The 26209-nt window shown below is 61.7% G+C and carries 29 protein-coding genes; 14 read left to right on the top strand and 15 right to left on the bottom strand.

All coding sequences use genetic code 11. From position 1 onward, the window contains the following. The first annotated feature begins 60 nt into the window (after nucleotides 1-60). Both AC5P7I_RS11345 and AC5P7I_RS11340 read left to right on the top strand, forming a co-directional pair. Nucleotides 61-495: a BLUF domain-containing protein gene (locus AC5P7I_RS11345; protein ID WP_049440768.1), complete on the top strand. Its 435-nt coding sequence runs from the start codon at nucleotides 61-63 to the stop codon at nucleotides 493-495. Nucleotides 496-602: 107 nt separating this feature from the next. After that, complete coding sequence (locus tag AC5P7I_RS11340; RefSeq protein WP_049440767.1) at nucleotides 603-1070, top strand: chemotaxis protein CheW; 468 nt, start codon at nucleotides 603-605, stop codon at nucleotides 1068-1070. A gap of 11 nt (nucleotides 1071-1081) precedes the next feature. Here AC5P7I_RS11340 and AC5P7I_RS11335 read toward each other — a convergent pair whose 3' ends face one another. The 3 genes from AC5P7I_RS11335 to AC5P7I_RS11325 form a co-directional block, all read right to left on the bottom strand. Continuing rightward, nucleotides 1082-1582: a hypothetical protein gene (locus AC5P7I_RS11335; protein WP_014646892.1), complete on the bottom strand. Its 501-nt coding sequence runs from the start codon at nucleotides 1580-1582 to the stop codon at nucleotides 1082-1084. A 92-nt stretch (nucleotides 1583-1674) separates the two neighbouring features. After that, nucleotides 1675-2262 carry a TetR/AcrR family transcriptional regulator gene (locus AC5P7I_RS11330; protein ID WP_262087393.1) on the bottom strand — a complete coding sequence of 196 codons (588 nt, stop codon included), beginning with the start codon at nucleotides 2260-2262 and terminating at the stop codon, nucleotides 1675-1677. Between the two features lie 122 nt (nucleotides 2263-2384). Then, nucleotides 2385-3329: an AraC family transcriptional regulator gene (locus tag AC5P7I_RS11325; RefSeq protein ID WP_014646890.1), complete on the bottom strand. Its 945-nt coding sequence runs from the start codon at nucleotides 3327-3329 to the stop codon at nucleotides 2385-2387. A gap of 102 nt (nucleotides 3330-3431) precedes the next feature. On the opposite strand from AC5P7I_RS11325, the gene AC5P7I_RS11320 reads away from it, so the two are divergent. Next, a complete protein-coding gene (locus AC5P7I_RS11320) occupies nucleotides 3432-4271 on the top strand; it encodes an oxidoreductase (protein WP_075076784.1) in 840 nt (279 codons plus the stop codon). Between the two features lie 47 nt (nucleotides 4272-4318). Here the strand turns inward: AC5P7I_RS11320 and AC5P7I_RS11315 are convergent, their stop codons facing one another. The 3 genes from AC5P7I_RS11315 to AC5P7I_RS11305 form a co-directional block, all read right to left on the bottom strand. Further along, entirely contained in the window at nucleotides 4319-6088 is a 1770-nt protein-coding gene (locus tag AC5P7I_RS11315; protein WP_262087391.1) for an oleate hydratase, read from the bottom strand. 141 nt (nucleotides 6089-6229) lie between these two features. Then, complete coding sequence (locus AC5P7I_RS11310; protein WP_046430248.1) at nucleotides 6230-6754, bottom strand: GNAT family N-acetyltransferase; 525 nt, start codon at nucleotides 6752-6754, stop codon at nucleotides 6230-6232. A 200-nt stretch (nucleotides 6755-6954) separates the two neighbouring features. Then, a complete protein-coding gene (locus tag AC5P7I_RS11305) occupies nucleotides 6955-8049 on the bottom strand; it encodes an FAD-dependent oxidoreductase (protein WP_041863347.1) in 1095 nt (364 codons plus the stop codon). A gap of 50 nt (nucleotides 8050-8099) precedes the next feature. Between AC5P7I_RS11305 and AC5P7I_RS11300 the strand changes: the two genes are divergently transcribed. The 4 genes from AC5P7I_RS11300 (at nucleotide 8100) to AC5P7I_RS11285 (ending at nucleotide 10028) form a co-directional block, all read left to right on the top strand. Next, nucleotides 8100-8585 (top strand): MarR family winged helix-turn-helix transcriptional regulator, encoded by a 486-nt coding sequence (locus tag AC5P7I_RS11300; RefSeq protein ID WP_197602828.1) that lies wholly within the window; start codon nucleotides 8100-8102, stop codon nucleotides 8583-8585. Between the two features lie 183 nt (nucleotides 8586-8768). Then, nucleotides 8769-9224: an SRPBCC family protein gene (locus AC5P7I_RS11295; RefSeq protein ID WP_014646884.1), complete on the top strand. Its 456-nt coding sequence runs from the start codon at nucleotides 8769-8771 to the stop codon at nucleotides 9222-9224. A gap of 10 nt (nucleotides 9225-9234) precedes the next feature. Continuing rightward, nucleotides 9235-9567: an ArsR/SmtB family transcription factor gene (locus AC5P7I_RS11290; RefSeq protein ID WP_014646883.1), complete on the top strand. Its 333-nt coding sequence runs from the start codon at nucleotides 9235-9237 to the stop codon at nucleotides 9565-9567. Between the two features lie 2 nt (nucleotides 9568-9569). After that, entirely contained in the window at nucleotides 9570-10028 is a 459-nt protein-coding gene (locus AC5P7I_RS11285; RefSeq protein ID WP_262087385.1) for an SRPBCC family protein, read from the top strand. Between the two features lie 54 nt (nucleotides 10029-10082). On the opposite strand, the gene AC5P7I_RS11280 is transcribed toward AC5P7I_RS11285, so the two are convergent. Beyond that, nucleotides 10083-11369: an alpha/beta hydrolase family protein gene (locus AC5P7I_RS11280; RefSeq protein ID WP_262087383.1), complete on the bottom strand. Its 1287-nt coding sequence runs from the start codon at nucleotides 11367-11369 to the stop codon at nucleotides 10083-10085. Nucleotides 11370-11514: 145 nt separating this feature from the next. On the opposite strand from AC5P7I_RS11280, the gene AC5P7I_RS11275 reads away from it, so the two are divergent. Continuing rightward, nucleotides 11515-11892 (top strand): DUF4180 domain-containing protein, encoded by a 378-nt coding sequence (locus tag AC5P7I_RS11275; protein ID WP_262087381.1) that lies wholly within the window; start codon nucleotides 11515-11517, stop codon nucleotides 11890-11892. Between the two features lie 97 nt (nucleotides 11893-11989). Further along, nucleotides 11990-12754, top strand: a complete 765-nt coding sequence (locus AC5P7I_RS11270; protein ID WP_014646878.1) for a COG4705 family protein — start codon at nucleotides 11990-11992, stop codon at nucleotides 12752-12754. Here AC5P7I_RS11270 and AC5P7I_RS11265 read toward each other — a convergent pair. The 4 genes from AC5P7I_RS11265 to AC5P7I_RS11250 form a co-directional block, all read right to left on the bottom strand. Continuing rightward, nucleotides 12751-13533: a 3-hydroxybutyrate dehydrogenase gene (locus tag AC5P7I_RS11265; protein ID WP_014646877.1), complete on the bottom strand. Its 783-nt coding sequence runs from the start codon at nucleotides 13531-13533 to the stop codon at nucleotides 12751-12753. The two genes, AC5P7I_RS11270 and AC5P7I_RS11265, sit on opposite strands and share 4 nt — an antisense overlap. Nucleotides 13534-14034: 501 nt before the next feature. Further along, a complete protein-coding gene (locus AC5P7I_RS11260) occupies nucleotides 14035-14580 on the bottom strand; it encodes a hypothetical protein (protein WP_041863344.1) in 546 nt (181 codons plus the stop codon). A 310-nt stretch (nucleotides 14581-14890) separates the two neighbouring features. Continuing rightward, the gene (locus tag AC5P7I_RS11255) at nucleotides 14891-15370 is read right to left on the bottom strand and encodes a hypothetical protein (RefSeq protein ID WP_232503939.1); all 480 of its coding nucleotides are present in this window, start codon (nucleotides 15368-15370) and stop codon (nucleotides 14891-14893) included. Nucleotides 15371-15444: 74 nt separating this feature from the next. Next, nucleotides 15445-16176: a hypothetical protein gene (locus AC5P7I_RS11250; protein WP_262087551.1), complete on the bottom strand. Its 732-nt coding sequence runs from the start codon at nucleotides 16174-16176 to the stop codon at nucleotides 15445-15447. 700 nt (nucleotides 16177-16876) lie between these two features. Here AC5P7I_RS11250 and AC5P7I_RS11245 point away from each other — a divergent pair. Then, nucleotides 16877-17452, top strand: coding sequence for a 5' nucleotidase, NT5C type (locus tag AC5P7I_RS11245; protein ID WP_041863337.1), 576 nt, complete (start codon nucleotides 16877-16879; stop codon nucleotides 17450-17452). 94 nt (nucleotides 17453-17546) lie between these two features. On the opposite strand, the gene AC5P7I_RS11240 is transcribed toward AC5P7I_RS11245, so the two are convergent. Next, complete coding sequence (locus tag AC5P7I_RS11240) at nucleotides 17547-18386, bottom strand: type 1 glutamine amidotransferase domain-containing protein (protein WP_014646873.1); 840 nt, start codon at nucleotides 18384-18386, stop codon at nucleotides 17547-17549. Nucleotides 18387-18481: 95 nt separating this feature from the next. Between AC5P7I_RS11240 and AC5P7I_RS11235 the strand changes: the two genes are divergently transcribed. The 4 genes from AC5P7I_RS11235 (at nucleotide 18482) to AC5P7I_RS11220 (ending at nucleotide 22267) form a co-directional block, all read left to right on the top strand. After that, nucleotides 18482-19405 (top strand): LysR family transcriptional regulator, encoded by a 924-nt coding sequence (locus AC5P7I_RS11235; RefSeq protein ID WP_014646872.1) that lies wholly within the window; start codon nucleotides 18482-18484, stop codon nucleotides 19403-19405. 549 nt (nucleotides 19406-19954) lie between these two features. Continuing rightward, nucleotides 19955-20311 carry a hypothetical protein gene (locus tag AC5P7I_RS11230; protein WP_262087372.1) on the top strand — a complete coding sequence of 119 codons (357 nt, stop codon included), beginning with the start codon at nucleotides 19955-19957 and terminating at the stop codon, nucleotides 20309-20311. A gap of 310 nt (nucleotides 20312-20621) precedes the next feature. Next, the gene (locus tag AC5P7I_RS11225; protein WP_262087370.1) at nucleotides 20622-21254 is read left to right on the top strand and encodes a hypothetical protein; all 633 of its coding nucleotides are present in this window, start codon (nucleotides 20622-20624) and stop codon (nucleotides 21252-21254) included. Nucleotides 21255-21577: 323 nt separating this feature from the next. Then, nucleotides 21578-22267 carry an ATP-binding protein gene (locus tag AC5P7I_RS11220; protein ID WP_262087368.1) on the top strand — a complete coding sequence of 230 codons (690 nt, stop codon included), beginning with the start codon at nucleotides 21578-21580 and terminating at the stop codon, nucleotides 22265-22267. Between the two features lie 74 nt (nucleotides 22268-22341). Here AC5P7I_RS11220 and AC5P7I_RS11215 read toward each other — a convergent pair whose 3' ends face one another. The 3 genes from AC5P7I_RS11215 to AC5P7I_RS11205 all read right to left on the bottom strand — a co-directional run bounded on the left by AC5P7I_RS11215 (nucleotide 22342) and on the right by AC5P7I_RS11205 (nucleotide 26029). Continuing rightward, on the bottom strand, nucleotides 22342-23349 hold the full coding sequence (locus AC5P7I_RS11215) for a DUF4917 family protein (protein WP_262087366.1): 1008 nt from the start codon (nucleotides 23347-23349) through the stop codon (nucleotides 22342-22344). 220 nt (nucleotides 23350-23569) lie between these two features. After that, nucleotides 23570-24310, bottom strand: a complete 741-nt coding sequence (locus AC5P7I_RS11210; RefSeq protein WP_262087364.1) for a PaeR7I family type II restriction endonuclease — start codon at nucleotides 24308-24310, stop codon at nucleotides 23570-23572. Beyond that, nucleotides 24311-26029: an Eco57I restriction-modification methylase domain-containing protein gene (locus tag AC5P7I_RS11205; protein ID WP_262087362.1), complete on the bottom strand. Its 1719-nt coding sequence runs from the start codon at nucleotides 26027-26029 to the stop codon at nucleotides 24311-24313. Nucleotides 26030-26209: the final 180 nt, after the last annotated feature.

Raw genomic sequence — 26209 nt, 5'->3', positions numbered from 1 at the left:
GCCTCACGACGGTCCGGGCTTGCGTGCGTATAGTGACGTGCGTCACAAGAAGCCCCTTCCATGCTCCATGCATTTGCTTACTCCAGCCGCATGTCGGCTGAGCTGTCCAATCAAGCCCTCCACCAGATCGTCTCGCAATCTGCCACGTTCAATCGCCGGGTGGACGTTACCGGTGCGCTGATCGTCGACGGGCAGCGGTTTTTCCAGTACATCGAAGGCCCGCCCGACGCCTTGGAAGCAGTCAAGCGCCGCATCCATGACAGCCGCTCGCATTCTGCCGTCGTGCCGGTACTGGACATGGCCATCAGCGCGCGTGCCGTTCCGTACTGGGCAATGACCCACATCGAGACCGGGCAGATCGTGGTGTCCGGCCTGGTGAATGCGCGCTGGGACGAGTTCGGCCACTCCATTCCGGGCATGGACCAGCTCGTCGGCCTGCTGCGTCCGCATTTTCCACGCGTCGGCACCGTCGGCGCGCCACGCGCAGCCGCCTGATAGACACTGAACCATCGCCTTGCACGCGCACGCCGACGCGGCCGCGCGTTGCGTCCAGGCGTCATCATCCAGATCTCCTTTCCCATCGTCTTCGCCACGCCCATCGCATGCCCGTACCCGCCCACCCTGTAACGGAAACACGCGCATCGCCTGCCGACCTGTTCGAGATCGTCGTCGTGCGTGCAGGCACCGTCCTGTTCGCCATCGACATCCAGGCAGCGGTCGAAATCCGCGGTCCGGAGGCATTCGGCCCTGCAGACCGCAACGGCAGGCCGACCCTGGAAGTTCGTGGGCAGCCATTACCCGTCGTCGACCTGCGCCGCATGAGCGGCCAACCGGCATTCGAGGGTGGCAGCCCGGCCATGCTGTTGATCAACGCCGGCACCGCAACCCTGGCGCTGGCCGTGGACGAAGTGCTGGAGATCGAGACGCCGGACGCGAGCGCGAACACCCCCGAGCCTGCAGCGGGCCAATCGTTCTGCTTCTGCAGCCGGCACATTCAACTCGATCCGGCGCGCTCGGCTGCACTGATCGAACCGGCGGCACTGCTGGGCGCACTTGCCGCGCCGGGGTGACCGGCGGCGTCTCAGGATCGTCCTGCAAAGGCACGGTTTCGCAGCCTCCAGCACTGCGCGGCAAAGCCGATCACGAACACCACCAGGCAGGCCAGCAGCGTGTGCAGCACCACCGGGGCCATCGGTGCCGCAGCAATCGGATGCGCCGCCGGCAAGCGGGTCAGCGTTTCGTTGACGCCGGGCACCAACGAGAGCAGGAAGCTGAACGACAGTGCGAAGGTCGACAGGTAACGCGCGGCGCGCCCCAGCCAGCGCAGCCGCGCGGCCAGCACGCCGCCGAATGCCACCAGCAGCACGATCACCCCGAATGCGTGGCCGGGGTTGATCCCGCCCGTGCTGGACACGGTGAACGAGGTGGCCACCGACAGCACCAGCCCCACCAGGTACAGCTTGCCCGCGCGCGTGGCGGGATCGATTGCGCGGTGGCGAATGAAGGCATACAGGCCACTCAACACCGGGATCAGGCTGACAGCGGTATGGATCACGCCAAGTGTGGACAGAGGGTGGGACATGGGACATCTCCAGGGACAGAAGGAACCTACTAGTAGGTAGGCATTGGACTCAAAAAGAAGGCCCGCGTCGCCGCAGGCCCACCACACATCTCTCAGGACGCCGCGCTCACCCGCGCAATCGCCAACCGCGCCAGTGCCGCGAAGGTCGCCGCATCACCGAAACCGCGCGCGGCCAGCATCGCGCCGTGCACCGATGACATGAACGCCTTGGCCTCATCGGCCGCCGAGCCCTGCAACTGCAGTTGGCCCATCGAAACGCCCTTCTCCAGCGTCACTGCCAGCCAGCCGCTCAGGTCCTCGAAATGGCCGCGCACTTCCTCAGCGATCTCTGCCGGGATCATCGGCGCTTCGGCGGCCAGCATCGCGCAGATGCAGAACGAGGACGTGCCCCCTGCAATGCAGCTGGACCAGTAATCCACATAGGCGTTGAGCTCCTGCAGCGGGTCGGCCAACTGCCGGTCCAGCAACGCCAGGCCTTCGCGCGCCTCGGCCCGGTACAGCTCGACCACCGTGCGCACCAGATCCGCCTTGCTGGGGAAGTGGTGATGGATGCTGGCCTTGCTGATGTTCACCCGCGCCGACACGTCGGCGTAGCTGAAGCCGTTGTAGCCACCGGCTTCCAGCAGCACACGGGCATGGGCCAGGATTTCCTGGGCCTTGGGCGAGAGAGATTCCTTCATGGCAATAAACCTACTAGTAGGTAGACATCCTGTCAACCCCTCTCTGCTGCACCCGCCAGGCATCATTCCCGGCAGAGCCGGCCGCTGGCCGGCTTGCTGGCAACGTGACCTTTGATTGCCCCTCAATGCGAAGATACGTACACCGCATCGGCTGGCGGAGGTGGCAGCGCGAAACTGCGCCGCATCCGCGCGACCTCGGCCGCCGGCGGCAACGCGAACAGGCGCTTGAACTCACGGTTGAACTGCGATGGGCTGGCATACCCCACCGCCAGCGATGCCGCTTCGGCAGTCATCCCCTGCCGCAGCATCAGCAACCGTGCCTGGTGCAGGCGGGTCGACTTCACGTACTGCATCGGCGACGTGCCGGTAATCGCGCGGAAGTGGTCGTGGAAGGTCGCCACACTCATGCCCGCTTCGGTGGCCAGTTGCCCCACGTCCAGGGTGGTGGCATATCCGGCATGGATCGTCCGCAGCACTCTGCCGATGCTGCCGAAGCGCCCGCGCATGGCCAGCGCCTCGCGCATTGCGCCGCCCTGTGCACCCGTCAGCACGCGGAAGTACACCTCACGCACCAACGCAGGGCCGAGCACGGCAGCCTCCAACGGTTCAGCCAGTGCCTCCAGCAGGCGCAGCACCGTGGCCTGCATCGGCGCCTGCATCGGGCTAGACATCATGCTCTGCGCCGGTGTCGCCGGGGTGCCCTCCTGTTCACCCAGTTCGATCAGCAGATCCGCCGCCAGCTGCAGATCCAGGTGCAGGTAGATGGCCAGCAGCGGCGCCTGGGCCGACGCATCGGTTTCCATCGTGAACGGCACCGGCACCGACACTGCCAGGTAGTGCTGGGCGTCGTACTGGTAGACCTGCCCGCCCAGATAGCCACGCTTCACGCCCTGGCAGACGATCACGATGCCGGGGTCGTACAACACCGGCGTGCGCGCCAGTGGCCGGTCCGATCGCAGCAACCGCACCCCCGGCAGGCGCGTGAGCGTATAGCCCTCCTCCACCGCCAGCGTCTTCAGCAGGCCGACCATGCGCGCCTGCACCTGCCGTTGCAGGGAATCGACCACAGGCACCCCAGAGGAATAGGCAAGAATGGCCGAATCCTAGGCCTGTGACCCCGGTCGTTCAAGAACTAACGTGCAAGCCCTGCCCACCACGAACGCCCCCTCATGCCCCCTTCCCGCTTTCTCCTCATCACCGGTGTCAGCAGTGGATTCGGCCGCGCCCTTGCCCAGCAGGCCCTGCTGGCCGGCCACCGCGTGGTCGGCACCGTGCGCAACGAAACCGACCGCCAGGTACTCGAAGCGCTCGCTCCCGGCCGCGCATTCGGTCGCCTGCTGGACGTAACCGATACCGCCGCCATCAATGCGCTCGTCGCCGATATCGAAACCAACATCGGAAGCATCGACGTGCTGGTCAACAACGCTGGCTACGGCCACGAAGGCATCCTCGAAGAATCCACGCTCGCCGAGCTGCGGCAGCAATTCGAGGTGAACGTGTTCGCTCCGGCCGCGCTGATCAAGGCCGTGCTGCCGCACATGCGCGCCCGGCGCCGCGGCCATATCCTCAACATCACCTCCATGGGCGGTTTCATCACGATGCCGGGCATCGCGTGGTACTGCGGCAGCAAGTTCGCGCTGGAGGGCATCAGTGAAGTGCTTGACAAGGAAGTCGCGCCGTTTGGTATCCACGTCACGGCCGTCGCGCCGGGTTCCTTCCGCACCGACTGGGCAGGCCGCTCGATGGTGCGGGCACCGCGCAGCATTGACGACTACGACGCATTGTTCGATCCCATCCGCAGCGCGCGTGAGGCGAAGAGTGGCCACCAGCCCGGTGATCCAGTGAAGGCTGCGCAGGCCATGCTGCAGGTCATCGACAGCGACGCTCCTCCCCGCCACTTGCTGCTGGGCAGTGATGCACTGCAGCTGGTGAGGGCAAAGCTGGCATCGATGGCCGGTAGCATCGACGCGTGGGAACAGCTGAGCCGTTCGACCGACGGCGTAGCGTGAGATCTTGAGGCCGCCGATGCCCTCACCGGCGGCCTCCCCCTGCCCGCTCAGTCTTCCTGCACCAGCTTGAACTCGCGCAGCAGGCCACCGATCTGGGTCTTGTCCAGCTTGTTCATCAGCAGATTGCGCAGGAACGCAGGCCCGGGAATATCCAGTTCCTTGCCATCGCGCAGGCGACCGGTGGCGGCCAGCAGCGAGCGCACGTCATACGTGGAATTGAACACCTCCGGCACGCCGCGCTCGATCCCCAGCAGGGTGTACACCGCTTCCATCGGCGTGCGCACCGAATATTCGGTGGTGAAGATGCAGTCGCGCTGCTTCGATTCGGCAAACTGGCCGATGAAGGCGAAGTTCACCGCGCCGTCCGGCACCACGTCCGGGCGGTCACCGGCCTGGCGTGGCATGAAGAACGCCGTGATGTACGGCATCATCACCGGCACCGTCTTCGCACCGGTCGCGGCCAGCGCATCAATCTCTTCCACCGGCACGCCCAGGTGGTACAGCCACTCGCGGGTGATCTCCTCGCCGGTGCACTCCTGCATCGGCTTTTTCACGTAGTCGCCCGGCGTATCCACAAACAGCGAGTACACCCAGACCACGATCTGGTCCCTGGGCTGGTTCTTGAAATGCGGCTGGCGGTTCACCGTCCAGCTCATCAGCCAGCGCGAGTCGCGCACGCTGACGATGCCGCCGGTCACTACCTTGCCACTGAACGGGTCGCGCTTGGCGATCTTCTGGATGTAGGCCGGAATGCGCGCATCCAGCGTCGTCACTGTCGCCGATTCCCACTTGGTCTGCGGGATATGCGCGCCGAACACGTCCGGGCGGCCAAAGGCCTCGTCCTTCGCGGCGATGCGGCGCCACAGGTCCCAGGCCGGCGCCGGTCCTTCGTTCAAACGCGCCGCGGTGTGGTGATCGCCATTATCCGAGTTCTCGGTCAGCGAACCGATCGTCATGAAAACAAGATCATCGGCGCCCAGATCCACGCCATCGGCTACACCATCACGCATCCAGTGGATACGCGTGGCCTGCTTGCGGCCCGGCTGCAGATCGAAGTCGACGTCGGTCACCTCGGTACCGTACTGGAACACCACACCCTGCTCCTGCAACCACTTCACCAGCGGCAACACCAGCGATTCGTACTGGTTGTACTTGGTGAACTTCAACGCCGAGAAATCCGGCAGGCCGCCAATGTGGTGGATGAAGCGATGCAGGTACAGCTTCATCTCCAGCGCTGAGTGCCACTCCTCGAACGCGAACATGGTGCGCCAGTACAGCCAGAAGTTGCTGTCCAGGAAGTCGCGGCCCAGCACCTCGTCGATGCGCTTGTTCTCCATCTCCTTCCGGGTGGCCAGGAACAGCGCGATGATGTCCTTCTGGGCCTGCTCGGTCAGCGTGAACAGGCCATCGGTGTGCGCATCTTCGCCGCGATTGATGGTGGCACGCTGCAGCGAATAGTTCGGGTCGTCCTTGTTCAACCAGTAGAACTCGTCCAGCACGCTGGCATCTTCAGTCTCCAGCGACGGAATTGAGCGGAACAGATCCCACAGGCACTCGAAGTGGTCTTCCATCTCGCGGCCGCCGCGGATCACGAAGCCCTTCTCCGGCACCTTCAGGCCATCCAGCGCGCCGCCAGGAATCTGCTGCTGTTCAAGGATGGTGATGCGTTCACCGGCCATGCGGCCGTCGCGCACCAGGAACGCGGCGCCGGCCAGCGAGGCCAGGCCCGAGCCCACAAACCAGGCGCGCTTGCCATCCACACCGGCCGGCTTGCGCGGGCGCGCGAAAGCTTCGTAGTTGCCACTGCTGTAATACATGCGTTGCACCTTCCTGGAGGGGGTCATCAGGAACCGGCAGCGGAATGACACAGCCATCCGATGCAGGTCATGACCCTACTCTAGCGCCGAACCGGTGTATCGTTTCCTGCACGCAGGCTGCGACGGAATGACGCAGCCGTGTCAGAGCGTCCTTCCCAGCAGCATGCCTGGCCAGCCGTCCACGTTGAACGGCGCGATGCGCGTATACCCGCAGGATTCATAGAAGCGCACCAGGTCGCCGCTGCCTCCGGCGTAGCAGTCCACACGCAGATGGTCGACACCGGCAGCGCGCGCCTGCTCGTCGGCAAACGCCATCAGGCGGCGGCCGATGCCACGCACGCGCACATCACGCGAGGCCACCAGAACCCGCACATACAGCTCCGGCCCGGTGGGCGCCGGCACATAGGGCATCGACTCGCCCAGTGCAAGGAACGCCCGCACGTCGCCCTGCTCGTTCTGCGCCACCCATGCGCCTGGCAGTGCACACGCCTCGGTGACCTGGGCAATCCGGCGCGGCATCATCGACCACGGTTCGCTGCCCCATTGCTGCACATTGCCGATCGACACGAACCACTCGATCACCTCGTCAAAGAGCCCCAACACTGCGGGGGCATCGGCCGCGCTGGCGCGGCGGATGTTCAAGGCGTCCTTTCCGGTTTCAGTCATGCGTTCCGCTCCTGTCATACCACGCTCCCCAACCCTGGAAAACAGGGGGAGCATCGGCCGGTTCAACCAGTCTAGCGCGTACCCCAGCGTGGCCACCTGTACCGGACCAAAGCAGTCGGAAGTCCATGTGACTTCCAGCGCGCCGCCAGGAATCTGCTGCTGTTCCCAGTGTCGCAGGTGCGTACAGACTCGACGCTTCATCAACCGCGTGGAGCATCCCCTCCGGTAGTGAACCAGCGCTGGAACCCCTCGATCGCATCCGGCATCAGGGCGCGGGCGCGTTCACGCACCAGCACTTCGGCGTCGCGCATCGCGCTGATCGCATCCGGCCGCGCGCACAACGCCATCGCCACATCCGACGCGTCCAGCATCGCCAGGTTCACGCCCACGCCCACCGGCGGCATCAGATGCGCCGCATCGCCGATCAAGGTCACGCCATCGCGCGGGGCCCAGCAAAAATCCGCTGGCAGGCTGTAGATCGGCCGCCGCACGAAGTCCGTGCAGGCCTCCAGCAGGCGCCGAAGGTTCGTGGCCCACCTGGTATAGCAGCCTGTCACCAGCGTCCGTATGCCGTGCTGCGCGATCTGCGCATCAAGCCACTCGGAAGAGCGCTTCAGCGCCGCATACACGCAGAGCCGATCGCGGCTGTTGCGTTGCACGAACAGGGCCTCCTCGCCGCCAAAGCAGAACAGGCTGCCCTGCCCGACCATCGCTGCGATGTCCGCAGCAGGCTGTGCGATCCAACCTTCGAAGAAGGTAATGCCGGTGGGCACCGGCTGGCACGTACTCAAGGCCGCGCGCACTTTCGACCACGCACCATCGGCACCAATCACGATGTCCGCCTCGCGCTGCACGCCGTTGGCGAATCGCAGGCCGTGGCCGTTCGCCTGTGCAGATACCAGCGCGGTCAGGCTGTGGCCCCACTGCACCGTGTCCGCCGGCAGCGCGTCCAGCAGCAGCTGGCGCAGGTCGCCGCGGTCGATCTCCGGCTTGTCCTTGCTCCCTTCCGGCCCGAACCCGCCGGTGGTGATCTCCCCGGACCACGGGTCGCCCATCCGCGCTTCCTGCCCCTCATGCCGCGCCACCGCACGGAAGGCCTCCAGCAGGCCCGCGCGCTGCAGCGCCACCTGCCCGGAATCGTCGTGCAGATCCAGCGTGCCGCCCTGTGTGCGCTGCTGCCCGGATGCTTCGCCCTCGTACACGCTCACGGGGTGACCGCCCCGATGCAGGATGAGCGCAGCGGTGAGGCCAGCGGGGCCTGCGCCGATGACGGCAATACGGGGAGGGTGCTGCATGGCGCGATCCAGGTTAGTTGATACGTCAACCGTATGCCGCGAGGGTTGACATGTCAACCATTGCCCGGCAACGTTCGGCCATGACCTCCCCCAGCATCACACCCGACGAATGGGCCACCTGGCGCGGCTTCCGGCGCATGGCAGAAATCACCTCCGGCCGCATCGTCCAGGACATCACCCGCAGCACCGGGCTCTCAAGGGCCGACTTCATCGTGCTGATGGAGCTGAACCAGTCCAAGGATCGCTGCCGCCGCCAGCGCGAACTGCTGGACTACCTGGAATGGGACAAGACGCGCCTCTCGCACCAGCTGACCCGCATGGCGGGCCGTGGCCTGATCGAACGCGATACCGACAGCGAAAACGTCGTAGTGATCCGCATGACCACAGAAGGGCACGCGCAGCTGCGCGCGGCACGGCCGGTACACGCCGCCGGTGTCCGCCGGTATTTTCTCGACCATCTCTCCGCGGATGATCGTGCCGCACTGCAGCGGATCACCGACAAACTGCATGCCGCCCTTCAGGACGCGGAGAACTGAGCCATCGCCCCGGTAGTGCCGGCCGCTGGCCGGCAACTGCAGTCACCCAACGCCACCGGGATGCCGGCCAGCGGCCGGCACTACCACGCCCGGGCGTTCGTGGCGGGGTTTGACATGCAGGCATTTACCTGCATATAGTCAACTCAAGGGCGGCGCCTGCCAGCCCATCGCGAGGAACCTGCAATGGTGGATATCGCACACAGGGTCGGCATCAAGGCCCCCGCAAGCCAGGTGTACCAGGCGCTGGCCACCCCCGAAGGCGTGGCCGCCTGGTGGGCCGAAGACGCGCACGGCGAGCGCGAAGCCGGCGGCACGGTCAAGGTCCGTTTCACCAACAACGGCCAGGAAATCGGCGCCATGGAGATGAAGCTTGAGCAGCTTGTTCCAGGCGAGCTCGTGCTGTGGCGGTTCCTCGCCGGCCCCGCCGAATGGATCGGCACCCACGCGCGCTTCGCGCTGAAGCAGGAAGGCGACTACTGCATCGTCCTGTTCACCCACGAAGGCTGGAAGGAACGTGTCGAGTTCACCTCCCACTGCAGCACCAAGTGGGCGGTGTTCCTGATGAGCCTGAAGGCACTGCTGGAAACCGGCAAGGGCCAGCCCAACCCACACGACGTCAGGATCGACAACTGGAATTGAAGACCTCCCCATGGCGGTAGACCACCTGCGCGACGCAGACAAGGTGTTCAAGGCACTGGCCGATCCCACGCGCCGGACGCTGCTGGATCTGCTCTGCAAGGACAACGGGCAGACGCTGGGCCAGCTGTGCGAACACCTGGACATGGCCCGGCAATCGGTCACCCAGCACCTGGGCCTGCTGGAAGACGCCAACCTGATCAGTACCGTGCGCCGTGGCCGCGAGAAGCTGCACTTCATCAACCCGGTGCCCCTGCATGAAGTCTACGAACGCTGGGTACGCAAGTTCGAGCAGCAGCGCCTGAGCCTGCTGCATGACCTGAAACGCGAACTGGAAGGAGAATGACGATGTCTGCAGAGTCAACCCGCTTCATCCACGTGATCTATATCGCCTCCACCCCAGAGAAGGTGTTCGAGGCCATCACCCGGCCCGAGATCGCCCGCCGCTACTGGGGCCACGAGAACGTGTCGGACTGGAAGCCCGGCTCGCGCTGGCAGCACGTGCGTGCAAATGAAACGCGCTCGGTCGAGCTGGTCGGCGAAGTGGTGGAAAGCACCCCGCCCTCGCGCCTGGTCATCACCTGGGCAGCCGCCTCGCAGGCCAACAATCCCGCTGCCTACAGCCGCGTCACCTTCGACATCGTGCCCTACCAGGACATGGTGCGGCTGACGGTTACCCATGAGGAACTGGAACCCGGCAGCGGCATGGATACCGGCATCCGCCAGGGCTGGCCGATCGTGCTGTCCAGCCTGAAGTCGCTGCTGGAGACGGGCAAGGGGCTGGATGTGTTTGCGAAGCCGAACTGAGTCGTGCCGCAATCGGCGGCGGAGCGCCATCCGCCGCCAGCGCTCCCCATCCGGTCAATCGCTCAATCTGCGCGAACGTCCATAACTGCCATGCACATCCTGCTTGATCCAATCGGCCAGCAGGCGCAGGTAGCCGTCGGTGATCCGTGTCGACACCCGGTTGCCCTCGGCATCGGTGCGGAACTCGACCATGCCGTGGTCGGTATCCGGGAACAGGTAGGTGTCGATCGGTTGCCCCGACGCGCGCAGGCGCGACAGGATCGAACGCGTGGCGGCAATCGGCGCGGCGCGGTCCTGCTCGGCCAGCACCCACAGCAACGGCAGCTTCAGGCGGCGCAGCGCGGCCTCGGCGTCGTAGTCCCAGATCAGCTCCAGGTTGTCGAAGCGCGCTCGGCCGATCCGGCGCAGGTCGGCGTCACTCATGCGCAGCATGTCGCCGCTGTATTCGCCGCTGATGTTCTTTGCCCACGGTGCGGCACCGATCTGCGTACGCACCTTCGCCAGCGCCTCGAACCCTTCAGTGAAATGCGTGCGCATCAACTGCGCGGTCGCGTCTGAAAGCTGGCCGACCTGCTTCATCGCCGTTGCATCCAGCTGCATGCGCCGTGCCTCGTCGAACAACTGCTCGCGGTCCTCCTCGATGGGCGACACCACCAGCCCGAAGCCGATCGCCACGAAATCCGCCTGCGAGCGGGTCGCCGCCAGCGGCGCGATCCAGCCGCCCTGGCTGCCACCAAAGTAGCCGGCGCGGCCGAACCGGCCTCTCGCCAGTTCGCGCGCCTTGGCAAGCGCCGCCGCCGCGTCGTCGGCCAGCAGCTCGAAGTTCTGTGTGTACTCGCCTTCCGAATCGCCGGTCCCACGCTTCTGGTAAGCGAAGACCGAAATCCCCTGCGCCACCAGCATGCGCTGGTAGATGGCCGCCGCCGCCATCGTGCGTTCCGAGCCGTGCACCAGCACCACCAGCGGTCGCGTCGGGTCGGCCGGCCCTGCCGGCTCGATCAACTGCCCAACCAGCTTGGTTCCCGCGCTGATGAACGTTGCATCGGTATCGCGGGTCGGCAGTCGCTGCCAGCGCTGCGTGGCTCCCGCAGACGACCTGAAGCTGACCACATCGTCGCTGCAGCTCACCGGCGCGTTGGCATCACCGGTGGCGCCACGTCGCCCGTCCACCATCAGATAGCGCTGCCCCGTGGCCGGTGCCGCAGCGGGTGCGCCGAGCACCACGATGTTGCCCTGCCCGTCACCGTAGGCACTGGCCGTGCATAGCTCGGCGGCCGCAGCCGGCAGACCCGAGCACACCAGCACCGCCATCAACAACGAACGTTCTTTCCACCCTGCCATGCCCTTTCCCGGTATCGTGAACCCGCCTCGTGCGGGCGCCCGGCGCAGCCTAACGCGTTCGTTCGCCAGATTCATGCTGCATCTGCTTACTGTTGGCCTCTCCCATGGCCATACTGGGCGGACGATACGAACTTCAGAGCGCACCATGCACACACATGTCGAACAGATCGGCAGCACCCGGGTCCTGCGCAGCGCCGATACAGGCCCGCTGCTGGATGGCAACGCCTTGCGCGACCTGGTCGGCGATGCCCTTGGGCACCAGGCCGAGTGGATCGCCGTGCCGGTGCAGCGCCTTTCGGCAGACTTCTTCGAGCTGCGCTCCGGCATGGCCGGGCAATGGCTGCAGATGCTGGTGAACTACCGCCTGCACTTCGCCGTCCTGGGCGATGTCAGCGGCTACCGCGCAAAGAGCGAATCGCTGGACGCGTGGATCACCGAATGCAACCGCGGCCGCGACGGCTGCTTCGTGGCCGACTGGGGCGCCCTGCTGGCGCGCCTTTCGGCCCCCGCCAGCGCCGGCTGAACGCCGCCCCCACGCTCACCCTCGCCAAACCTGGTTCCGACTGCACTCCGACGCCGCCCGCCACAGCATCACCCGCGGGCTCCCCAGGCGACGTTCGATGCGCGCTTCAGACGCAGATTCCCTGCACAGCAAAGTGGCGGCGGTCACCCTCGGTTTCTGGGTGATGAAGATCGCCGCCACCACCCTCGGCGAGACTGCGGGCGATCTGCTGTCGATGACGCTCAACCTGGGCTACGTGGCCAGCTCGGCCATCCTGCTGGCGATCTTCGCCGGCCTGCTGGGCCTGCAACTGTCGGCGCGGCGCTTCCATCCGGTGCTGTTCTGGTCGGTGGTGCTGGCGACCAGCACTGCCGGCACCACCCTGTCCGACCTGATCGACCGCACGCTCGGCCTGGGCTACGCCACCGGCGCCAGTCTGCTGGCCGGCTGCCTGGCGCTGGTGCTGCTGGCTTGGCGGCTGTCGGAAAAGTCGATCTCGGTCAGCAACATCGCATCGCGCCGCGCCGAAGGCTTCTACTGGACCGCCGTGCTGTTCTCCAACACGCTCGGCACCGCGCTGGGTGATTTCCTCGCCGACGATTCCGGGCTGGGCTTCACCGGCGGCGCACTGCTGATCGGCAGCCTCATCGCGCTTACCGCATTGGCCAGCCGCATCAAGGGCATCAACCGGGTCATCCTGTTCTGGAGCGCCTTCGTGCTCACCCGCCCGTTCGGCGCCACTTTCGGCGACTTGCTCACCAAGCCGCTGGAAAAGGGCGGCTTGGGCTTCGGCACGGTAGGCTCGTCGCTGGTGCTGTTCACCATTCTCGCCACGCTGGTGGCATTGCCCATGCTGCAGCGTAAAGCACAGCCAGCCAGCTAGCGCGCCGTCCAGCCCCCATCCACCGGCAGCGCCGTGCCGGTAATCTGCGCCGCCGCGTCCGAGGCCAGGAACACCACCATTTGTCCCAGCTGCTCAGGCGTCACGAACTGTAACGACGGCTGCTTTTCAGCCAGCAGCGCACGCGCGGCGGTCTCCTGATCCGTGCCTTCGCGCTCGGCCAACGCGGTGATCTGCTGCTCGACCAGCGCCGTCCGCACCCAGCCCGGGCAGATCGCATTGGCGGTAATGCCGGTCCCCGCATTCTCCAGCGCGGTCACCTTGGTGAAGCCCACCACTCCATGCTTGGCCGCCACGTAGGCCGACTTGTTCACCGAGCCCACCAACCCGTGCACCGACGCAATGTTGATGATGCGGCCGGCGCCCTGCTGCTTCATGTGCGGCAAGGCCGCCGCCGTTGCATGGAACACCGCCGAGAGATTCAGCGCCAGAATCGCATCCCACTTTTCGACCGGGAATTCCTCGATCGACGCGGTGTGCTGGATGCCCGCGTTGTTTACCAGGATGTCGATGCGCCCCATCGTCGCAACGGCGCGATCGATCATCCCGCGCACCGCCTCGCCCTTGGACAGGTCGGCACCGTCATGCACCACCCGTACGCCGAACTCGGCTTCCAGGCGGGCACGGGCGCGTTCGATGGCCGCCGCATCGCCGAAGCCATTCAACACGATGTCGGCCCCTTGCCCGGCCAGCGCGGTGGCAATGCCAAGACCGATACCACTGGTGGAGCCGGTAACCACCGCAACCTTTCCACTGAACATGGGTGAGCTTCCATTGGGCGTAGGTGGTCAGTGTAGCTTTGCCGGCGCCCCGCTTCAGCGACGCTACATTGGTCAATTAACGGTTAGAACGCGTTGGGTAGCCGCCGAGGGAAGTGTCCAGCGTTCTTTCAAAACGGACGGTACGCCTCAGAGGGGGCGCAGCCGTGGCCTGCTGGCGATACTGTCCGACTCCCACAAGGGCAATGCATCCATGCTTTGCCCAGCGGATCGAACACGTCCGGAAATAGCTTCTGCGGCCGTTCTACTCCCCCCACCTCCAACCGGGCGGAGCGCCTTTCATCCAGCAGATAAGGACAAGGACCAACACTACGGCCCACGTGTAGAGCTGAAACGCGATGGGCTCGCGAAATGGAGAGAACAGAAACGGACCCGCCAGTAGCAAGCCGAATGCGACTGCGTACACAAGCCAGCCTTGCCACGCGCACGGCATCCCCCAGCCCCATCCGTACTTCTTCCTGGTAAACCAGTACTTCCTGCTGATCATTGCAGTGTTCCTCGATGGCCGCCGGTCTCACTCACCTGATCCAAGCATGCTTTGAGCTGTTCGTAAAGACGCCGGTCCAGAATCAAGTCAATATCCCCTCTGGCTGTGACGAGAACAGAGCTACGATCCGTGCGCAGCACGAAGACGTTGCGACCGTTCTGCATGCCGAACTTGCCAAGTTCAACGCCCCCGGTGCTGGTCCCAAGTTGCCGGTGAGGCAGCGTGATCCTTGAAGCATCGGAAGCGTCCTGCCACGCGACACTGGAAAGCGGGAGCTGCAGTCGGACAAACGCTGCTGACCCAATCAGCTGGCCATCTGTAATGGCGATGTACGCTGTCCGCGCTTGATATACGAGGCCAAAGGCAACTACGACAACAACGGCCAGCGCCGAGCCGAGCGCAATATTCCTGGCTGGCACCCCGCCAGAGCGGGGTGCCAGCCATACTGCGATCAGAACCACGGCTGCTGCCACGCATATGCCGAGAGGAAGCGCATAGGCATGAATCAGGGAGACGTCCAGCGTGGATCGGCACATCATCATGAACTACTCCGCAGAGATTGACCGCATGCCGTAAACGTAAGTCGTCTCGACAATTATCTCAAATGCGTCTTCGTCACAGGTACCAAGGCCCACGCTTTGCGTCGCGCGCAGGAACGAGCGGACCTCGTTCCATGTTACGGGCTTTGCGTGTTCATCGCAGATCATGCTTGCACTGCCACGCATGAGAATGCTTCGGTATCAGATACCGCGCAACAAACGCCCATTTCTCATCGATTACATCGGTTACACAGGGGCTGCGCGCTGTGATGCCATTGCAGTGACACTGTTCATACCGAACTTCAAACACGCTCTAGAAGAGGATGCCCACCCGATCAACGGTCGCCAGCGGATTGGCCTTCCGCACCGCCTCCAGGAACAGCAGGAAATCCCGGTTGAACAGCGTCAGGTTGTTGGTGAACGTCACGCACTTTCTGCCCGATGCTTTGCTGAAGCACACCTGCCAGACATAGCGCCCGTAGATCTTGTCGGACGTTCGTGTGACTGAGGTGATCTGCGAAAGCGGAACGGCGGTGGGCACCGGCCCACGTCGCAGGTAAAAGGACTGCGCATCAAAGAAGTAGTGCTCCCGATCCTCTTTGCCATCCACCATCACCAAGGTCATGGACGTGCCGGAAATCCGGCGCGGGGCATGCAAACGTAGCCCCGATTTCACGGACGAGCGAGCGGTTGCTGCCATTCGCCGAAGGGTGAACCAGAGGATCACCAGCGGAAGCGCCGCAACGACAATGAAGCCTGCAGTCTTCAAAACAGTTTCCAGCGTGCTTGGCACACAGATCTCCAGGATGAACTTTCAGGCGATGCCCAATCCACGCCATGCGTGGATGACTCTCCCCCAACGCCTTTTCACTTCCAATGATCCGGCCCCAGGAACGGCAGGCTCAGCACAAACACCGGCACTGCCACAGGGATCAGCGCCGCGCCGAGCACCTTGCCCGCCGCCGAACCCATACCCGGCTTGTCCTCCCTCTCCGGCAGGATCCGCTGCGCCCGCGCATTGATCGGCTGTGCCAGCTTCCCCTTCTCCGCCAGCGCCGCAGCATCCGGCAGCTTCACCCGCTCGCCGTCGCCCTCGAACAGCGCGCTGTAATAGCTGCCGCCCTTCTTGGAAAGATTGCAGGCCCGGTCAAACGCCAGCGCGTAACGGGTCCGGTCCATCGGCAGGTAGTAGCGCGCACGCTCCTCCACGGCCTTGGCCTCACGCGAGGGGACCTCAATCCGCTCCAGCTTGAACTGCGCGGCCTGCTCCGCCGTCACCTGCTCCGGCCGCAGCAGCAGCGCATAGCTGCCGTGCACCTTGGCCTTGTTGGCCGGGTCGCGCCAATCCTCATGGAAGTACATCTGCGCGCAGGCCACAGCCTCGCGCAGCGGGCTGTCCATCAGCGCCCGGTACTCGCGGAACGGCGCGGCATTGAAGCGCATCGGCTCGTCATAGCGCGGCAGCAGGTACAGCTGGCCGTCGTCGGCCACGAACGCACTGGTGATCTCGCGGCTTGAGGCGTGCTCCTCCGGGCCACTGGCACAGCCAGGCAGCAGGCCAAGGCACAGGGCGGAGAGAATGAAGAAGGACGTTCGCATGTCGTGTTGGTGGGCTTCCCTGGGAAAACGGCCCCGGCCGGAAGGACGAGGCCAGCCCATCATGGTGCCATGCCGGCCTTGCCCTGCCCAATCAAACTGCTGGAGATCGAGCGCGTTCAAGCCGCTGGCGCTGGTCGGCGTGATATATTGAGTGCGCCTGAACATCCATGTTCAGTGACGTTCCTGGATCAGTCTGGAACGAGCGCCACAGGCATATCTCCGTTCGGCCTTTCCGTAGCGCGTTGGGATTATCCAATCACCAGCGCGCCAGATTGCTCCTTGGTTTGCGAAATGAGCCAGTGGCTGGGGCCATGCGTCTTGGGCAACGGCCGGAGCAGCCACTCGGCATGCCTCTGAAGAATCGCGGCGATATATACCGCGTTTCAAGCGTGCCGATTACGGCATCTGCCGGGCGGCGTCGCCGTGAGGCGATGCCCATCTCAGTTTCAATTCTGGTTGGTGGCGCCCATATTGTGTTGTTACGGCGCGGTGCACCGTCCCGCTGCAGCAGCGCCTGATGGACTCAAGAGGCACTCTGGCGTTCCGCATTGGTGGGGTTGCAGGCCATCACTCTTTCGCCCTTGACCGACGCCAGCGGCATCGCGATTGCTGCCATGTCTGTCGCAATCGCCAAGCACTTTGTCCCGCTACTGGGGAACCGATGAAGAAGAAAGCCCACTCTTGAAAGGAGAACGCGCAAATGAACGCTGATGATGTGAAGTCAATACCGATGATGGACCCGCTCGCGAACTGGCACACCGGTGGATCGAGTGCATCCAGACGCACCATCTACGTAGATCTTGATGGCGTAATGGCCGACTTCGACGCGGCATTTCCCGCCCTGTTTGGCCTGGACCATCGCTTGCTTGCCGACGATGAAATGTGGGGGCACATCAACAACCACCCGTCGTTCTTCCGCGACCTACCGCCGATGCACGGTGCAGTGGAGTTCTTCCACAGCATCCACCACTTGAACCCGGTGATTCTCACTGCCTGCCCGAAATCGAACTATCCGCTCGCCGCGATGCAGAAGCGACAGTGGGTCCGCGAACACCTGTCAGCAACCTGCCTGGTGTTGCCGGTACTCGGCGGCAGGCACAAGCCTCTTTTCATGCACCAGCCGGGCGATGTTCTGATCGACGATTTCGAAGCGAACTGTGATGCCTGGACAGCGGCCGGAGGCGTGGCGATCAGGCACGCCGGCGATTGGACCGCGACGCGTCACGCCCTTTCCCAGATTGAAGATCTGTCAGGAGCAGCGCTCGCGAAGGGCTGATGCCCTCTCTGCCGACCACGGTGGCACTTCCATAGACAGGCCGAGGCGCTGGCCCCTCGGCCCCAAGGCTGGCAACCTGCTGTGCAGCCCCGCCTTACTTCAACCGCTCCACCAACCGCTGCCCCACCTCCAGCGCAGAAGCCGGGTTCTGCCCGGTAATCAGCTCGCGGTCCACCACCACATGGCCCGTCCACGGCGTGGCATTGCTGCTGAACGTCGCCCCCGCCCGCTGCAGCGCGGTCTGCGGGTAGAACTTCATCTCACCGCCGCCCAGCAGCGGCTTGGCCTGCTCTTCCTCCTGGTTGCTGATCACCGTCATCTCGTAGCCGCTGTAGATCCACTTCGGCGTGGCCGGCATCGCACCCGTTTCCAGCTTTGCCACGAAACCCGCCGCATCCGGCAGCGTGGACAGCAGCGCGATCGGCCCGTGGCAGACCAGCGCGGTGGTCTTGTTGCGCTGGTGGAAGTCGGCCAGCAGCCGGCCCAGCGCCGGGCTCTTCAGCAGGTCCTGCATCGGCGCGTGGCCACCGGGAATATAGACCGCATCGAAACGCGCGTAGCCTTGCTGCTCAATGCGCGCCAGGCTGACCACCGGCGAGGCCGTCGGCGAGGTCAGCGCCAGCTTCTCCAGCAGGTCCTTGTGTAGTCTCAGCTGCGCGGCATCGTTGCCGAAGTACGCCGGCGTCACCGAGGACGCATCCACCGTCGGCGCCCGCCCCTGCGGCGTGGCGAAGGTCACCTCGTGGCCCGCGTCCAGCAGCAGCTTTACCGGCTGCATCAGCTCGTTGAGATAGAAGCCGGTGGACAGCACCTTGCCGTCCTTCAGGTCCAGGTGGTTTTCGTCGGACAGCACCACCAGCACGTTGGCAGCATGCGCGCCGCTGGCGGCCAGGGTCAGGGCCAGCGCTGCGGCCAGCCGGGTCATCAGGTTCATGGGGACTCCTATCGGGGAATGGCCGCCACTTTATTCATCGCCCCAGCGGCGATAAATTGGCCCCACTGCAAAACATCTGTTCTCCGGAGAGCCAAATGAGCCGCAAGTTCGACTATCTGGGCGATGTAGAGGTGTTCCTGGCGGTGGTCGAGCACGGCTCGTTCACCGCCGGCGCCGTGGCGCTGTCCACCACACCCTCGGTGCTGAGCCGCGCGGTCACCCGCCTGGAAGCACGGCTGGGCCGGCAGCTGCTGCAGCGAACCACCCGCCGCGTGGGCCTGACCGACGCCGGGCGGCTCTATCTGGAACAGGTGCGCACCGCCTTCGGCCTGCTGGACGACGCCGAGCGCGACGTACTGGCCCAGGACGGTGCGCTGGCCGGCCGCGTGCGCCTGAGCGTGCCCACCACCTATGGCCACTACCGGCTGCCACCCGTGCTGGCGCGCTTTGCGCTGCAGTACCCGCAGGTGCAGGTGGAACTGAACATCACCAACCGCAACGTGGACCTGGTGGCCGAAGGCTTCGACCTGGCCATCCGCCTGGGCCAGCTGCCGGACAGCGGGCTGGTGGGGCGCAAGTTGGAAGATGCGCCTTTGGTGCTGGTGGCTTCGCCGGAGTACCTGCAACGCCGGGGGACGCCGCAGACGCTGGACGACCTGCAGCAGCACCTGTGCCTGCCGTTTGTGATGCCGCGCACCGGGCGGCTGGCGCCTTGGATCTTCCGCGACGATGGGCGCGACGTGGAGTGGCTGCCGCGTTCATCCATCGAGACCTCCGACGATGTGCTGGGCGTGGTGTCGCTGGCCGAACAGGGCATCGGCATCTGCCAGAGCTATGAATTCATTGTGCGCGAGCGGCTGCAGCGCGGGCAATTGGTGGAAGTGCTGCCGCAGCTGCGGGGGCGATCGAGACCGTTCTCGGTGATTTATGCGCCGCATCGGCGGCAGTCGGCGGCGGCAAGGGCGATGATTGAGTTGCTGGTGGGGAATGCGAGCGCGGCTGAGGATGGCGCTGGTTGAAGTCGCGAGGTTCGCTGGCGGTGTCGGCTTTGAACCGATTTTCGGGGTATGTGGCTGATTCGACGCCGTTACTTGGAGAGCCGGATTAAGAACTGTTGCAAAGCAGGCTGTCGCGCTATTCCCATGTGGCGTGGGCGATTGCGCCACGTTGATTCGCTATCAGCAGAACAGCTGCGCGAATGCGTCCGGCGGTGTCGCGCGCTGCACGAATGGTGCGTGCAACAATAGTTCTTCGCTCTCGGATTCCGCGATTCCTTCACGAATTTCTATTGGCATTCGAAGCTACGGCGTTAACACCATGGCGCGCCACCGAAAACGGATGGCTCGGGTCTGCAAACCCGAAGAAAGCGATGTCTGTAGTTTGCGCTTGCCCGTCGGCACCGTCCTTAACCGGTGCCGGCGGGCAATCCGTCGGCCTTTCTGGCGGGCGGTGCGTGGGGGCTTTCGGGCCCACCGGTTTATGACATTGCTTCTTCCGGTTTGCAGCCACGCATCGTCCGCCACCTCTTCGCGGTGGCGCTGTTAAGCACAGCCACGGAAGCCGACGCCATGAACGAATCCGACACCTTCTCCTCGTACACCGTTGTTGAACCCATCAACGACGACACTCCCCTGCCCGATCTGAACTCCCTGCTCGGCATCCTCAAACGCATGCGCGGCTGCGAGGGTGCTGATGGGCACCCCTGGCCAGAAACCGACGTGTCACCCGGCCGCCGCGTGAGCTTGGCGAGGACCGAGCGCGCGTTGGTGGGGGCGCTGACGGTGCTGGAGCTACTGCACGCGGCAGACCGCTGCCGGGTGGCAGCGGAGCCGGAGAGGCACCTAGATGAGGGGACCGTTGATGGGTTGTTTCTGGCCTGCCGGGGGTTGGCTGAGTGGGCTTGCCGGGAGGTTAGGCCTGACTGACATTCACTTAGTCCCACCTCAACCCAAAGTTCAGTCCCGGCGAGAGAAGAGATTCAAGCGAACTCTCTGAATTGCAGTAGAGAGTAAAGCAAGCATGCGGCTTCCCATAATTCAATCCGCAGAACCCGAATTCTTCAAGACTGCCTCTGGATAAGATTCTATCGGCCACGCTCTGCGAGTGCTTCCAAGCCCCCAACCTGTGCCCAGCAATGCGACGGACAGAGAGACACTACACACATCCCTTGCCAACAGCTTTAAAATGTGATGATGTGTGCTCACAAAATCTTTACATCAACAAGGAAGAACGAGGATGTTTGGATGGGGCAAAAGAAAGACTCTGAGCGATTTCGATGGCCCGTTATCTCGCGAGGAGCTTATTCGGCGCGGTAGGATCGCCCTCATTGACGACGAGACACCTATTTTGCTGGAGCATCTGCGTAATTCGCAGTTCTTCGTAGACCACGATTCGAGAGGGGATGACCTACGTAAGTACGAAGCACAGCTCTACGACGTCGCAATTGTGGACTATTACGGGGTCGGGCAAACTTTGGGGCCTGCGCAAGGCTTGGACCTGCTGAAGCACATAAGAAGGGTCTCACCAGGTACGCGACTGATCGCCTATACATCCAGAAGCCTAAATGCAGTCGAGTCCGAGTTCTTTCGACTGAGCCATATCGTGCTACCCAAGGACATGGGCCTAGGCGATTCCATGGCGTTAATTGAAGACCAAATTCGAAAATCATTTGGCAAGGAGCACATATTTGAAGCTCTCTTGACCAAGCTCTCTGTGTCTGATCCGGAGGCCCGAGCCCAGATGCAATCTGCGTTGACCAAAGCGCTGGATTCCAAGAATAAGGGAAAGTTCAAGGAATACGTCGTTCGAGCCGCCGGGGTTGCCGCGGAAAAGACTGTCGAAGCAATGATTACGAGGCTCTTCTTATGACCCGACCTCCCTCGCTACTCCCGTTGACAGATGGCGATAGTCTGGAGATTCATGACGGCACAGAGATTAGCAGTCCGAATCTATGCAGAAGGTCCATTCGCTCAGATTCGAGATGCGAGAAGCACTACCAATCGCACGCTCCTCATGGCTATAGCCAATGCCCGTTTGGCTTCACTACACGCAGTTTCCCTTACTCAGGGAAGACGTGGTTTGTATCAGGCGTAATCGCTCACCCGCGATTTCAGACCACCAAAGAAACTGCAATCGCTAAGCAGTTCCCGCGCAACCGAATTTCCAGAAGTAGCATTGATGCAACAGTCCTTGTGGCCGTTGAAATCGATGCAGCGAGAGCCGCCGCCATCGTCGAAGCTGCCAAAGTATTACCTCAAGCGTTCCATGAACTAAGAAAACTCAACGGCAGTATTATTCAGCATTCAGAACGCGCAATCGAAGACGGCTTGGATGAGCGCCGATTGCTAAGTATCAAGAGTGCAGCCGAACTAATGAGGAACAACTTTGACATTCTAGAGGCACTCTCTAACATCGAGGGAATGAGAACGCTGCCTCTGGACGGCACAGTTAGTCTTTTCGACCTTGCATTTAAGATGAAGCGTGTTTACCAAGAGAAGGCAGCGTCTCGAAACTTGTCCATAAGCGTCCTTGGCTCTCGCGCAATTATCAAAGGCAGTCAGAAATCGTTCCCATTGGTTCCAGCAGTGCTTCTTGAGAATGCGCTGAAGTACAGCGAGGCTCGCGGCGGCGTAACCATGACGATCGTTGAAAAGGGCAGCAGAGCGCAGCTAATAGTTGAGAACAGGAGCATCCACGCATTGGATCCACGAACATGCTTCGACAAAGGAGTCCGCTTTGCGAACGGCATCGAGGGAGGGGGCTTCGGGCTACATCTCGCTAGAGAAGTGGTCGAAGCTCACGATGGAACAATAAGTTGCCAGGTAGATGGTGATCTAGTTCGCATGATCGTGGATTTGCCAATGGTGGGGATTGCCCCTTGAACCACCGTGCAATTTACGTCCACGATTGCCAAAAATGCCTTTCCAGAGTGATCGTAGGGCATTCGAACAATTAGCTATTTCCCCGACTCAGGTTGAACCCAACAACCAGGACTTTCGCAGTCAAAAAACTCTATTTGAACCTCCCCTATATCCTCTCGTATAACCTGATAGGCATAGTTGCAGTAGGCCTGGTCATTTCGAAACACAGACACGGCAACCCGCTGAATAGCACCACTGCGCATGCGCTGGAGCAAATGGCGATCATGCTCTCCGATTCCCCAACCGAAAATCGTCAAAGGCCCTTTTGTCGAGGCCAGCACTTCCCTGTACACCGTCGATAGATAGTAGCTATTCTGGATTGAGGAAATCTTCTGCGCCTTCGTTCCTTCGCTGACGAAAAGTGGCACAACACGCTCACTTCGCCATTCGGCCAGGATAGCCTCAAGAAGCCCATCGCCGCCTGCATGAATCTTAAGCTCCTCCTCTAACGCATCTCTACATAGAGCTAGACTTCCGTGGGGATAGAACACCAAGGTATTGGCCGCTTCGTTATAAAGCTCCCGGTATCGCTGCCAGTTATCATCAAATCTTCGATCCCGAAGGAAGCAATCCTTGAAGCGATGGCGATCTTCAACATTGAGCCCATACGTCACCGTCCAATAGACCAGCAGATCATAATTGAGCGACAGAACCGTTCCAAATGACTTGAGAAATTGATACATGAGAGGAAGTCGAGACTGAACCTCTCCGTACTCGGGATGAATTGCCCGAACAGCTTCGATCAGGCATTCTCGGACATGGCGATATGCACTTAGTGTCCGATCATCAGGGATTTTCAGTGATTTGTTGACATTGGTGGCTTGCCAAACAAGTCGCAAAACCAACTCAAAATCTTCTGTGCAGAAGAACTCAAAAATTCCGCGCACGTCCTCAGTTAGAAGACCATTGTTCTTTGCATGATCAAGCAATGAACCATATGAAAAATGATTCGACACTGCAATGCTCGCCCCATTCCCCATCAGGACTGTCCCGCCCCGATAGAGCGCAGCAATGTCACTCCAGTTTGCGATGCTATGTTTCATGCCGAATCACTCAACCCCTCTATCTCAAGGATGAATTCCAAACGCATCAATCTTGCCGACCATTACCCCCCCGAACATTCAAAAGACGATCCGTATAACGACAATCCTGCAACAAAGCTCCAGGCGATTAGGCCTTCCCGTCTGACCAATTCGAGCGAGAGGGCAATGGAGCTACACGAATCGGCGAACTGATACATAGAACGTCAGCAGCCCATTGCCGTCAACCCAATCTAGCGGCCTCTGCAGCGATGTGACCTGCAAAAGCAGATACAAATGCCCTCAAGCTAGTCATTGAGGAAAGCTCCCTGAAATCACCCGTGTTAACAGCACAACGCTCTGACGCAATGACCGCGGCAGTGGTGTAAAGCTGCTCTTGAACAAGCCGCTGACAGAGCAAGTCGTAACGCTGCAGATAGGACGCACCCTTAAACTCCTCAAACACTGGGAAGTGGGGTGACGAATCACGCACAGGATTACGGGACTGCACTGCATCTTCAACCATCATCATCCAACCGACGAAGGGACGCGGCTGTTTACCAAAAGCCTCCTCTCGATAAGCTGTCCATAGATCATGGGCCGTCCCAATAGCCTCCTCCGTTCGATTGTTGAAGTTATTTCCGAACGAAGGACCCACCTGACTTTTTAGCTCGACAGCAGCGATCAACTGCCCTTTGTATGTAACGAGAATATCCCACAGCTTGGTCGGCCTAAAATATCCAGGCAGAGCCAACATCGCCCGCCCCAAGTGAACTTCAGCGTGACCCAGTCCATTAGCTTTAACAATTTCTATCAGCAGGGATAGAAATCCATCCATATTCTTTCCAGCAGTAACTCCTGCACGCTCACCCTGATCAGCTTTACCCGCTTCAAGTTGCTTCTGCCTTGCTACTTCACGGCTACCCCAAAAGGCTTTTACAGCCTCACGGGCTTTATCTTCGTAATTGACTAGATCGAGTGCCATTTATTCTCCATTTTCACCGAGGGCAGATTTTTCTTCACAACTCAGCCCATAGAGCTCGAACGTTGCGCGATTGCACGCTTGCACATCGCGCTTGATCGCCGCATCAGCCAACGCAAGGCGCAAGGACATTGGCACATCCACCCAACGCGGGATGCGGATTCGGCGAAGATACTGGGCCTGAAAGCGAAGAAATCCGCCCCGCATCTTTGTCGAATAAGTTGCCACAAATATACGGGAAACGGCAGATAGCAACACAGCTTGCAATGCCCGAAGTTCCCAGTCATCCGAAGTCACATGATAGAGATTATGATGTGGATAGAACTTCCCATCTTCGAACACCACATGTGCTTCACCCTTAATATCTGGAATCAACAACTTCGGCCTTGCCGCAAGCGAAGGCGTGATGCGATCAATCGTTCGATACCATTTTTCTGGATTTTTTTGTGCACAGTGGCGAGCAACAATCACACCTCGACGCGTCTCTAAGTACCGACGCAATCGCGGGAATTTTTCAAGACTTACCAACTCACCCGATTCAGCAAAGGGATTTACAACAGCTTGACCCCGCCAGACCACCTCGCCACTCAATATATCTTTAGTCGTTACAAGCCGCAGTTTTCGACTTGGCTCGACATCAAGAGCGGCGAAATCGCCAATGAAGGCCTTGTCTGCACCAGTGGCCACCCCGATTCCAACCCTGCACCCTGCCTCCTCCAGCGACGGGAAAGACTCCTCCAGGCGCCGGATAAGCGCCATTTGATCGGATGACCCCAGCAACCACGGCTCGGTACCGTTAGTGACGCCCGTCAGCTCGCGCACCTCGCTACTGCCTTTCGGCAGGAGGGGGGCCAAGAGCAAACTCGCAAGTGAAGTCAAAGCTACTCGGTCGATTTCCGGCCGATGAGAGATCCTCGTCGGACCTGGCTTTGCACGACTGACGATAGTAATTGCCGGATAGGCGACCACATCAGAATGAAAGGCCGAAGTATCGACCATATCAACATAGACTTTGAGGTGAAATTGCTCGGCTACGAGGCTCCGCAATGGTGCGCCATAGCGGTTTTTCGTCCAACGATCCGAACAGATGAAGCCCAAGCTTCCGGCATTCGCCAGCATCGAAAGGGATCGCTCGATGAAGGGGACGTAGAGATCGGCCCGGTCATAGAGCGTAACGTAGCGATCACGGTACTCAGCAAGTAACGGCCCCGGAATCATCTCCTGACGAACATAGGGAGGATTGCCTACTATAAAATCGAACTCTCCCTCAATCGAAACCAGCAGGAAGTCCCCTTGGGACAGCCAGCGCCCAGCCAGAACCTCCGCCTCTTGGACGGAGATTCCTCGATGCACGAGCAGCGCGATTACACCAATTCTAGTATCTCGAAAGGTGTCATGATGCAGCTCTATCGCCCGAATCGCATTGCCCAGTTCGTTCAATGGGGAACCTTCCGGACGAGCAGACATCCATGAGTCCAGCAATCGATTAATGATCGGAAACAAGAATTGCCCTCGACCGAAAGACGGCTCAAGAATCCGTTTCTCGTAAAGGGGTTGATCTTCCCTATAACCAGAAAGATCCAGAATAAAATCAACAACCTCAGGGCGCGTGAAAACAGCGCCTCGTGCCTTGCTATCCGCCCCCGCCGCCATTGCCTCAGTTGCGGCATTGACCAGGGACTTGCGGCCCACAGTGGCTTTAGAAGCGACCTTGAGGTGCATGCCTTTTACGACGTCTACTTGTCGGACCATGGAATCGAGCTCAAAATGTACCGACTACCTTGCCATAGATGCAGAGCGCCTGATGACGCGAAGCGTACCCGGTGCAACCGCCTCAGGATGAGAAAAGCCCGCAATTGCGCGGGCTTTTCGGTCTGCTCATACCCGTTTTTGCGGGTCAAA

This window comes from Stenotrophomonas sp. YJH_SMC_138 (genome assembly GCF_059369855.1).
This window is presented reverse-complemented; position numbering and strand designations above follow the sequence as displayed.